At 76.1% G+C, this 10,146-nt stretch carries 8 protein-coding genes; 6 read left to right on the forward strand and 2 right to left on the reverse strand.

Features of this window, described 5'->3' with window-relative positions:
* Positions 1–42: 42 nt before the first annotated feature.
* From ABT023_RS20180 to moeZ, 5 genes are all read left to right on the forward strand, one after another.
* Positions 43–3,138 (forward strand): hypothetical protein, encoded by a 3,096-nt coding sequence (locus tag ABT023_RS20180; RefSeq protein WP_502890724.1) that lies wholly within the window; start codon positions 43–45, stop codon positions 3,136–3,138.
* A gap of 145 nt (positions 3,139–3,283) precedes the next feature.
* Positions 3,284–4,258, forward strand: a complete 975-nt coding sequence (locus ABT023_RS20185; RefSeq protein ID WP_350887831.1) for an alpha/beta fold hydrolase — start codon at positions 3,284–3,286, stop codon at positions 4,256–4,258.
* 5 nt (positions 4,259–4,263) lie between these two features.
* Positions 4,264–5,214, forward strand: coding sequence for a DUF3152 domain-containing protein (locus ABT023_RS20190; protein WP_350887833.1), 951 nt, complete (start codon positions 4,264–4,266; stop codon positions 5,212–5,214).
* A 152-nt stretch (positions 5,215–5,366) separates the two neighbouring features.
* On the forward strand, positions 5,367–6,203 hold the full coding sequence (locus ABT023_RS20195) for a DUF3152 domain-containing protein (RefSeq protein ID WP_350887835.1): 837 nt from the start codon (positions 5,367–5,369) through the stop codon (positions 6,201–6,203).
* A gap of 109 nt (positions 6,204–6,312) precedes the next feature.
* Positions 6,313–7,494 carry an adenylyltransferase/sulfurtransferase MoeZ gene (gene moeZ, locus ABT023_RS20200; RefSeq protein WP_502890725.1) on the forward strand — a complete coding sequence of 394 codons (1,182 nt, stop codon included), beginning with the start codon at positions 6,313–6,315 and terminating at the stop codon, positions 7,492–7,494.
* A gap of 63 nt (positions 7,495–7,557) precedes the next feature.
* On the opposite strand, the gene ABT023_RS20205 is transcribed toward moeZ, so the two are convergent.
* Together ABT023_RS20205 and proB are read right to left on the reverse strand one after the other, a co-directional pair.
* Positions 7,558–8,802, reverse strand: a complete 1,245-nt coding sequence (locus ABT023_RS20205; RefSeq protein WP_350887838.1) for a glutamate-5-semialdehyde dehydrogenase — start codon at positions 8,800–8,802, stop codon at positions 7,558–7,560.
* A gap of 35 nt (positions 8,803–8,837) precedes the next feature.
* On the reverse strand, positions 8,838–9,995 hold the full coding sequence (gene proB / locus ABT023_RS20210) for a glutamate 5-kinase (protein WP_502890726.1): 1,158 nt from the start codon (positions 9,993–9,995) through the stop codon (positions 8,838–8,840).
* A 36-nt stretch (positions 9,996–10,031) separates the two neighbouring features.
* On the opposite strand from proB, the gene ABT023_RS20215 reads away from it, so the two are divergent.
* Positions 10,032–10,146: MGMT family protein (locus tag ABT023_RS20215; protein ID WP_350887855.1), on the forward strand; the 115-nt coding region annotated here is incomplete at its 3' end.

The raw sequence follows: 10,146 nt of genomic DNA on the forward strand, positions 1-10,146 counted from the left end.
CACCACACGGTAGCCTCAGCGGGGGCGACCAAGGAGCGCGCGGTGACTGAAACAGGGCAACCCGGTGCCGCCACCCCGGGAGAGCACGGCGACGGGACGGGTCAGCAGGATGACCTGGCCCGTTCCTCCAGCGGATGGGCGCCCCCGGTGACCGGCTGGCCCACCGGCGGTGAGGAGTCGCCGAGCCCCTGGCGTCGGTCCGACCCCGTCTCCGGCTGGGGCGCCTCGTCGCCGCGTCACGGCGACCTTCCGGCACCGCTGCCCGGCCTGCCCCCCGAGCCGGGGCCGCAGGCCCGGGTCAACGGCCATTCGCACGTCAACGGGGCGACCCACGCCGGGGAGGAGTCGCCGGTGGGCCGCCAGGCGCCGGTCAGCGCGCCGCCGCTGGGCGGGGAGCCCGGCCGGGGCGGCGGCGACCGGCTGGCCGTCCCCGCGCAGCGTCCCGCCCCGGCGCTGGAACGGTCGGCCGGCCCGCAGCACGGGGGTGAGGCGGAAGCCGTCTCCCGGCACGCTTCCGAGGAGGCTCCGGCGGCCCCTACCGGCCGCTGGCCGGACGTGAGCGCCCCGTCGTCCGTACCGCCCGCCGTGCCGGTGCCGCCGCCCGGCACGGCCGCCTCCGGCTTCGAGGTGCCGTCCGGGCTGCACGCCCCCATCCCCGACCGCTCTGCCCCCGAGCCGAGCGCGTCCGGTGGAGCGCCGTCCGACTGGGCCGACCGTCCGTCCGACTGGGCCGACCGCTTCCCGCCCGACGTCGACCCGCGCGGCCACCCGCAGGCAGATCCGTCCGGCGTCGACCGGGCGACCCGCCCGTCCGGGGCGGCACAGGGCGGCCGTCCGGCGGCCGAGCAGGGGCAGGCCGCCGATTCGCCCGGCGGTGGCGGCCCGCCCGCCGCCGGTCACCCCGCCCTGTCGCCCGCCGCCGACCGGGCCGGCTACTTGCCGGCCGCCGTTGACCACCCGGGCGTCGACGACCGCCGAGTCCCGGACGACCGCCCGGGCGTCGACGGCCATCCGGCCCTGGGCGACCGCCCGGGTGTCGACGACCGCCGAGCCGCGTGGGAGCGAGCCGGCGAGCGCGCGGCGAACCCCGAGCCGGGTTGGGCCGGCCCCGACTGGAACCGGCCGAGCTGGGGCGGCAGCTGGGCGCCGCCGTGGCCCCGCGAACAGGGCGGTGGCCCCGGCCGTCGGTCCCGCGAGGAGGAGGACCCGGCCGCCCGCCGTACCCGGGGGGAGGAGGAGGCCGCCGGTCGTCGGTCCCGTGGGGACGTGGACCCGGCCGCCCCCCGGTCCCGCGAGGAGGCAAGCGAACCGGCCGGTCGCCGGTCCCGCGAGGACCGGGCCGTCGACTGGGCCCCGGACCAGAGCCGCGGCTACCAGCCCGAGACGGGTCGACCCTACGTTGCGGAGCTGGGCCGCCCACACGCTGCCGAGCCGGATCGCCCGTACCTGGCCGAGCCGGCCCGCCCACACGCTGCCGAGCCGGATCGCCCGTACCCGGCCGAACCGGCCCGGTCGTACGAGCCGGCGCGGGCCGAACCCGCCCGGCCCTACCAGCCGCCACACCCAGAGGCCGGCCCGCCGTACGAGTTCCCCCGGCCCGAGCCCGGTCCCGGGTACGCGCCGGCCGGCCGGCCGGCACCTGACCAGGTCGAGCGCCCCGCCTGGGCCGGTGGGCGGCCCGCCTCCGCCCCACCAGCCCCACCCGGGCCGTCCGCGTCCGGTCACGACGCCGCGGCCACTGCGGCCGTCGAATCCGCCGAGTTGCGCGCCGCCCGGCCGTTCCGGCTACGTCCTGTCCCCGATGACACCCTGCCCGCCGAGGCCCCCGGCCAACCGCCGGCCCCCACCAGCGCCGGGCCCGCCGCCGCGACCGCCACGAGCGGGATCGGGCGGCTCATCCGGACCCCACCCGCGCCCGTCCCGACGAGCGCACCCCCGTACGCGGCCCGCCGATCCGCACCCGACCCGGGATTCCCGGCCACCCCGGTCGACGAGGACCGGCAGCCGGACCGCACCTCGGCGGTGCTGCCGCAGCGCGTCCCCGCCGAGCCGGACGTGCCCATCGTGCCGGAGCCGCCAGCCGTGGAGCCACCTGCTGAAACCCCGGAACTCGCCCGCATCGCCACCCATCTGCGCAGGGACGACGAGCCCGCGCCGCCGCAGGAACGGCCCGAGGGGTTCGACGTCAACGCGATCCTCGACGCCGTCCGCGGGGTCGCCGGGGTGCGGGACGCCGCGCTGCGCCATACCCCGGCCGGGGCGCACAGCCTCCGCCTCGACCTCGCCGACGGCGCGGACCCGGCCGAGGTGAGCCGGCACGTCGCCCGCCTGCTCCAGGAGCGGATGGGGCTGGCCGCCGCGCCGCAGAACGTCCCCGGGATCCCCAACACCCCGCCGCCCCCGCCGGTGCGGCGCCGCTCGGCGGACCCGCTGCCCGACGCCCGGGTCCCCGACGCCCGGGGCACCGGTCCGCGAGTGCCCGAGGGCCGCGCGCCGGCCGAGGCCCCGCCGTACCGGGTCGACCGTCGACCCGAGCCGGCGGGTGAGCCGCCGCGCCGTCGCCGCCAGCCGACCGGGCATCGTGGCCGGGCCGCCGTGGAGGAGCTGGGCCAGGTGACGACGGCCGGTGCCGCGACCGGCAGCCCGGCGACGCTCGGCGCCTCGTACTCGGGCGGTCAGATGACCACGACGGAGACCGCGCCGTCGCGACCGCTGGACACCGGCGGGGTTCCGGGCCCCCGGGTGGTGATCGACCACGTCCAGGTCAGCACGTTCGGCCTCGACGCCACCGTCGAGGTCCGGCTCTTCGCCGGTACGGAGAGCGCGGCGGGGCACGCCACCGGGCCCGCCGTGGACGGCTACGTGCTGCGGCTCTGCGCGGTCGCCGCCGCGGCGGCGGTCGACAAGTTGCTGCGCGGCGGGGAGCAGGACGCCGACCAGGGGCGGTGCTTCGTCGAGCACGCGGCAGTGGTGCCGTTCGGCAACTGCGAGGTGGCCACGGTCGTGGTGCTGTTGGTCTGCGACGGCTGGGTCGAGCAGCTCGCCGGGTCGGCGCTGGTCGCCGGCGATCCACGGCAGGCCGTGGTCCGGGCGACCCTGGCGGCGGTCAACCGGCGGCTCGAGGCGCTGCTGGCCTGACCGGTCACCCGGCTGCCGGCCGGTGCCGGCAACTGCGGCGGGACAAGGGCTGTGGCGGGACAAGGGCTGCGGCGGAGCGAAGGCTGCGGTGCGGCGCACACCCCGGTCCGCTGCCGCCCGGGGCCGGGCCGGGCAGAATTGGGCCATGAAACGCGCCACCCTCGGGCCGGACCACCTCCTGCCCGGGCATGAGGCCCCGCCGCCGTGGCCCGGCCGGGAGGTACGCCTCGACGGCTCGGTCACCTACGTCCGGGACACCCCGCCCACCGCCCCCGGCGCGGAGCCTGCGCTCTACGTGCACGGCCTCGGCGGTTCGTCGCAGAACTGGACCGACCTGGCCGGGCTGCTCGCCGACCGCCTCGACGGCCAGGCGATCGACCTGCCCGGGTTCGGGCGCAGCGAACCGGGGCGTCAGTACACGATCCCCGCCTTCGCCGACCGGTTGGTCCGCCTGATCGAGCACGCCGGCCGAGGGCCGGTGCACCTGCTCGGCAACTCGCTGGGCGGGGCGATCTCGGTGCGGGTCGCGGCGCTGCGCCCCGATCTGGTGCGCACCCTGACGCTGGTCTCCCCGGCGTTGCCGTTCCTCGACTTCCGCCGGTCGTTGCAGGGCCGGATGCTGCCGGTGCTGGCCGTCCCCCGGGGGGAACGCCTGGTCGGCTGGCAGCTGGCCCGGGTAGCCCCCGAGGCGATGGAGCGGCAGATGATGGAGTCCTCCGTGGCGGACCTGACCCGGATCAGTGAGCAGCGTCGGCGGGAGGCGCTGGAGGAGATCCGGGCGCGTCACCACGTCGAGCACCACGCGGCCGCGTACGTGCGCACCTTCCGGGGGCTGGTGTCCAGCTTCCTGCGCTCGTACCTGCGGGGGTCTGAGTCGCTGTGGCGGATGGCCGCGGCGGTGCCCGCGCCGACGCTGGTGATCGGCGGCTCCCACGACCGGCTGGTCGACGTGCGGGTTGCGCCGCAGGCCGCCCGGGTGATCCCGGACAGCCGGCTGCTGATGCTCGACGGGGTGGGGCACGTGGCCCAGATGGAGGTGCCCCGAACGGTGGCCCGGGCGGTGCTCGGGCTCCTCACCGAAACGGAGGACGCCGCGATCCGCCGCGACATGGCAGGCTGACCGGGATGCCCCGATTCCTCTCCCGCCGGGCTCCTCGCAAGAGCCTCCCGGCGGCTCTCCCCGCACGCCCCGCCGGTCGCCGGTGGCGGAAGGCTCTTTCGCTGGTCACCCTCGCCGTGTGCGTGTTGGCCGGGCTGGCCGGGCTGGCCGGGCGGCCGTCCGCCGGCCAGGTGGGGCGTTCCGCGGCCGGGGTGGCGGAGGCGGCCCTGGGCCAGCCCGCGCCGCCCCTGACGACGGCCCCGGCCGACCCCTCCGGCCCGGCCGACCTGTTCGGCCCGGCCGTCGCGTCTTCCGGGCCGATGTCCCCCCACCCGGCCGCGCCGCCCTTCGACGCTCCCGCGTCGCCGGTGCTGCGGCTGCCCGGCCCGGTGCCATCGGCCGGCCGGGGCAGTTTCCGGTACGACGACCGGGCCGGCGAGGTGCTCGGCACGTCCGGCCGGCTGCGCCGCTACCGGGTGGCGGTGGAGCCGGAGACGGGCGAGGACGCGCGGGCGTTCGGCACGGCGGTGCAGGAGGCGCTGGCCGGGCCGGGAAGCTGGGTGGACGGCGGCCGGCTGCGGTTGCAGCGGGTGCCGGGCGGGGCCCGGCACGACTTCACGGTCCACCTGGCCACGGCGCGCACCGCGGGACGGATGTGCGCGGCGGGCGGCGTCGACATCCGGGTGGGCGGTCGGCCGTACACCTCCTGCCGGGCGTCCGGAAAGGTGATCATCAACCTGGACCGGTGGCGGAGCTCGGTGCCGCACTTCGTGTCGGCCGGCGTGCCGCTGTCGGTCTACCGGACGTACGTGGTGAACCACGAGGTCGGGCACGAGCTCGGGCACCACCACGAGCGCTGCCCGAAGCCGGGCCGGCCCGCGCCGGTGATGATGCAGCAGACCCTGTTCCTGCGGGGGTGCGTGGCCAACCCGTGGCCGTACCTGGACGGCCGCCGGCATTCCGGCCCGCCGCTCTGACCCGGCCCGCCGCTCTGCCCCGGGCGGCCGTCGATCGGGCGGCGCGTGCCGGCCACCCCCGGGGCGGCGCGTCAGGCTGGCAATGCGAGGGTCTTTCATGGCACCTGCGGTAAATGCCCGGAAATGCCCGGCTGGTCTGGCAGGCTGGTGGCATGACTTCGGCGTCCCCTTCCGGGCCGCTCCGCCCCTCCCGCCCGCGTCCTGACGGGCGCCGGGCGCGGTGGCTCCGCCCGCGTACGCTGCTCGGCGGCCTCGCCGGCCTGGTGGCGCTCGTCGCGGCGGCGACCCTGGTCCTCGGCGGCGGATCGCCGGCCGGTCCCGGCGGTCCCGCCGGCCCCGCCGGAGGGTGGGCCCTGCCCGACGACGGCGTGGGCGACCAGGGCGCTCCGGCCGACCCGGCCGCGCCGATCGGCTGGCCGAGCAGCGGCCCCGGCCGGTTCGCCCCGGCGGCAGGCCAGTCCCCGGTCCGGGGCGCGGACGGCCCGGTGCGCCGCTACCGGGTGCTCGTCGAGCAGGGCACCGGCCAGGACGCGGACGCCTTCGCGGCCACCGTCGACGAGGTACTCGGCGACCCGCGGAGCTGGATCGCGTCCGGAGAACTTCGGGTGCAGCGGGTGGCCGAGGCCGCCGACGCCGACTTCACCGTCTACCTGGCGACCCCGGTCACCTCCGAGCGGATGTGCGCGCTCGGCGGATTGAGCACCGAGCGGTACACCTCGTGCCGGCTCCCCGGCCAGGTCATCATCAACTTGGCCCGCTGGGTGGAGGCGGTCCCGGACTACGACGCGCCGCTGGCGGTCTACCGCAGCTACGTGGTCAACCACGAGGTCGGGCACGAGTTCGGCGAGCTGCACGAGGCCTGCCCCGGGCCCGGCGAGGCCGCGCCGGTGATGCAGCAACAGACGTACGGCCTGGACGGCTGCGTCGCCAACGCCTGGCCCTACCTCGACGGGAACCGGTACGCCGGGGAGCTGATCCCGGGAGTCTGAAGATATTCCCGCTCCCGCATGTCGGGCGACGTGGCCCTGCTCATGGCCGAAGCCGGTCCCGGCGAGCAACAATGGCGCGGTTCCCACCGCCGATCCCGGGGAGTCCACCGTGCCGTTGCCCCCGCTCGTCGAGCCCGCCGCCGAGCTGACCGTTGACGAGATCCGTCGCTACTCCCGCCACCTGATCATTCCCGACGTCGGGGTCGAGGGGCAGAAGCGACTGAAGAACGCCCGGGTGCTCTGCGTGGGCGCCGGCGGCCTCGGCTCGCCGGCCCTGCTGTACCTGGCCGCCGCAGGCGTCGGGACGCTCGGCATCATCGACTTCGACACCGTCGACGAGTCGAACCTCCAGCGGCAGATCATCCACGGCGTCTCCGACATCGGCCGGTCCAAGGCCGAGTCCGCCGCCGCGTCGATCCGCGAGATCAACCCGCTGGTCAGCGTGGAGATCCACAACACCTCGCTGGACCGGGACAACGTCCGCGAGATCTTCTCCGCTTACGACCTGATCGTCGACGGCACCGACAACTTCGCCACCCGGTACCTGGTCAACGACGCGGCGGTGCTGCTCGGAAAGCCGTACGTCTGGGGGTCGATCTACCGCTTCGACGGCCAGGCGTCGGTGTTCTGGGCCGAGCACGGGCCCTGCTACCGCTGCCTCTACCCGGAGCCCCCGCCGCCCGGCATGGTCCCGTCCTGCGCGGAGGGCGGCGTCCTCGGCGTGCTCTGCGCGTCGGTCGGCTCGATCCAGGTCAACGAGGCGATCAAGCTGCTCGCCGGCATCGGCGAGCCGCTGGTGGGCCGGCTGATGGTCTACGACGCCCTGGAGATGGAGTACCGCAAGATCAAGGTCCGGAAGGACCCGAACTGCGTGCTCTGCGGCGAGAACCCGACGGTCACCGACCTGCTGGAGGACTACGAGGACTTCTGCGGCGCGGTCTCCGAGGAGGCCCAGGAGGCGATCGTCGACGCCACCATCACCGCCGCCGAACTCAAGGAGTGGCAGGACGCCGGCAAGGACGTCTTCCTGGTCGACGTCCGGGAGCCCGCCGAGTACGAGATCGTCCGCATCCCCGGCTCGACGCTGATCCCCAAGGGCGAGATCATCTCCGGCGAGGCGCTGGTGAAGCTGCCCCAGGACAAGCAGATCGTGCTGCACTGCAAGTCCGGCGTCCGGTCCGCCGAGGCGCTCGCCGCGCTCAAGGCGGCCGGCTTCCGCGACGCGGTGCACGTCCAGGGCGGCGTGCTGTCCTGGATCAAGCAGATCGATCCCTCGCTCCCCACGTACTGAGCCTGACGTAGGGGCCCCTTCCCGTCGCCGACGGAAGGGGCCCCTACGTCAAACCAACCGTGCCTACCCCCGCAGGTGGCCGTCGCCGGTGACGACGTACTTGGTGCTGGTCAGCTCGGGCAGGCCCATCGGGCCCCGGGCGTGCAGCTTCTGCGTCGAGATGCCGATCTCCGCGCCGAAGCCGAACTCGCCGCCGTCGGTGAACCGGGTCGAGGCGTTCACCATCACCGCCGCCGCGTCCACCCGGGCCACGAACTCCCGGGCCGCCGACTGCGAGTCGGTGACGATCGCCTCGGTGTGGCCGCTGCCGTAGCGGCGGATGTGCGCGACCGCCGCGTCGAGCGAGTCGACGACGGCGACCGAGATGTCGGCCGACAGGTACTCGGTGGCGTAGTCCTCGTCGGTGGCGGGAACCACCGTGTCGGAGTACGCGGCCACCTCGGGGGAGCCGTGCACGGTCACCCCGGCCTCGGCGAACGCGGCCAGCACCGCCGGCAGGAACGCGTCCGCGATCCCGGCGTGCACCAGCAGCGACTCGGCGGTGTTACAGGTGGACAGCCGCTGGGTCTTGGCGTTCAGGGCGATCGCGACGGCCTTGGCCAGGTCGGCGGCGGCATCGACGTACACGTGGCAGTTGCCCACCCCCGTCTCGATCACCGGCACGGTCGACTCCTCGACGACGGTGCGGATCAGCGACGCGCCCCCGCGCGGGATCAGCACGTCGACCAGGCCCCGGGCGCGCATCAGCTCCTTGACCGACTCGCGGGAGGTGGCGTCGAGCAGTTGCACCGCGTCCGCGGGGAGGCCCGCGTCGGCGACGGCGTCGCGGAGCACCGCGACCAGGGCGGCGTTGGAGTTCGCCGCCGAGGAGGAGCCGCGCAGCAGCGCCGCGTTGCCGGACTTCAGGCAGATCCCGGCGGCGTCGACCGTCACGTTGGGTCGGGCCTCGTAGATGATGCCGACCACCCCGAACGGCACCCGGACCTGCCGCAGCTCCAGGCCGTTGGGCAGGGTCGAGCCGCGGACCACCTCGCCCACCGGGTCGGGCAGCGCGGCCATCTCGCGCAGCGCGTCGGCGATGCCGGCCACCCGGCCCGCGTCGAGGGCGAGCCGGTCCAGCACGGCCGCGCTCAGCCCGGCCTCGCGCCCGGCCGCCAGGTCCGCCGCGTTCGCGGTCAGGATCTCGGGGGTACGCGCCACCAGCGCGTCGGCCATCGCGACCAGCGCGCCGTCCTTGACGGTACGGGTGGCGACGGCCAGCGCCTCCGCCGCGTCCCGGGCCCGCCGGGCCTGCTCGTCGACGCTCATCGTGCACTCCTCACGTGTAGGGGACGGGCCCCTGCCTACAGCAGCACCAGGTCGTCGCGGTGGACGACCTCACGTTCGTACGCCGGGCCGAGGGCCGCGGCCAGCTCGCCGGTGGACCGGCCGAGCAGGCCGGGCAGCTCGACGGCGTCGTAGTTGACCAGTCCCCGGGCGACCGGTGCGCCCCCGGCGTCGACCAGATCGACCGGGTCGCCCGCGGTGAACGCCCCGTCGACGGCCGTGACTCCGGCGGGCAGCAGTGACTTGCGCCGGCCCACCACGGCCGCGACCGCACCCTCGTCGAGGTGCAGCCGGCCGCGCGGGGTGGTGGCGTGGGCCAGCCAGAACAGCCTGGCGGTGGGGCGCCGCCGCCCGGCGTGGAACAGGGTGCCGACCTCCTCGCCGGCCAGCGCCCCGGCGGCCAGCGGCGCGGCGGTGAGCACCACGGGGATGCCGAAGCCGGTGGCGATCCGGGCCGCCTCGACCTTGGTGACCATGCCGCCGGTGCCGACCCCGGCCCGGCCGGCCCCGCCGACCTGCACGCCGGCCAGGTCCCGCTCGTCGCGGACCTCGGTGATCCGGGTCGACCCCGACCGGGTCGGGTCGCCGGTCCACAGCGCGTCGACGTCGGAGAGGAGTACCAGCAGTTCGGCGTGGACCAGCGCGGCGACCAGGGCGGCCAGCCGGTCGTTGTCGCCGAACCGGATCTCCTCGGTGGCGACCGTGTCGTTCTCGTTGACGATCGGCACGGCCCGCAGGTCGAGCAGCTTGCGCAGGGTCCGGTACGCGTTGCGGTAGTGCGCCCGCCGGGTCACGTCGTCGACGGTGAGCAGCACCTGCCCGACGGTCAGGCCGTGCCGGGCGAAGCCGGCCGCGTACCGGCCGATCAGCAGGCCCTGGCCGACGCTGGCCGCGGCCTGCTGGGTGGCCAGGTCTCGGGGGCGTCGGGTGAGGCCGAGCGGGGCGAGCCCGGCGGCGATCGCGCCGGAGGAGACCAGCACCACCTCGCGGCCGGCGGCGGCGAGCGCGGCGAGGGTGTCGACCAGCGCGTCGACCCGGGCGTCGTCGAGGCCGCCGGACGCCGTGGTCAGCGAGGACGAACCGATCTTGACGACGATCCGCCGGGCGGAGGTGACTGCTTCGCGCACCCGCCCATTCTGCGCGGTCGGTCCCGCCGCCCCCGTGGCCGTTCCCATACTCTGGCCGGTCGGGACAGCTGAGGAGTGGCGCGCGTGACACCGGAGGAGTACGTCGAGGCGGTGCTGGAGCTGGTCGAGCGCATCCCGCCGGGCCGGGTGATGTCGTACGGCGCGGTCGCCGACGCCCTCGCCGAGCGCTCGGCGAGGG

It is taken from the genome of Micromonospora sp. NPDC002296, from assembly GCF_040296145.1.
Taxonomy (GTDB): Bacteria; Actinomycetota; Actinomycetes; order Mycobacteriales; family Micromonosporaceae; genus Micromonospora.

Bases quoted from the DNA above. Each gene is read 5' to 3' on its own strand.
- ABT023_RS20185 (WP_350887831.1), top strand. From the start codon at position 3,284: ATGAAACGCGCCACCCTCGGGCCGGACCACCTCCTGCCCGGGCATGAG.
- proB (WP_502890726.1), bottom strand. From the start codon at position 9,995: ATGGGAACGGCCACGGGGGCGGCGGGACCGACCGCGCAGAATGGGCGG.
- ABT023_RS20195 (WP_350887835.1), top strand. From the start codon at position 5,367: ATGACTTCGGCGTCCCCTTCCGGGCCGCTCCGCCCCTCCCGCCCGCGT.
- ABT023_RS20190 (WP_350887833.1), top strand. From the start codon at position 4,264: ATGCCCCGATTCCTCTCCCGCCGGGCTCCTCGCAAGAGCCTCCCGGCG.
- ABT023_RS20205 (WP_350887838.1), bottom strand. From the start codon at position 8,802: ATGAGCGTCGACGAGCAGGCCCGGCGGGCCCGGGACGCGGCGGAGGCG.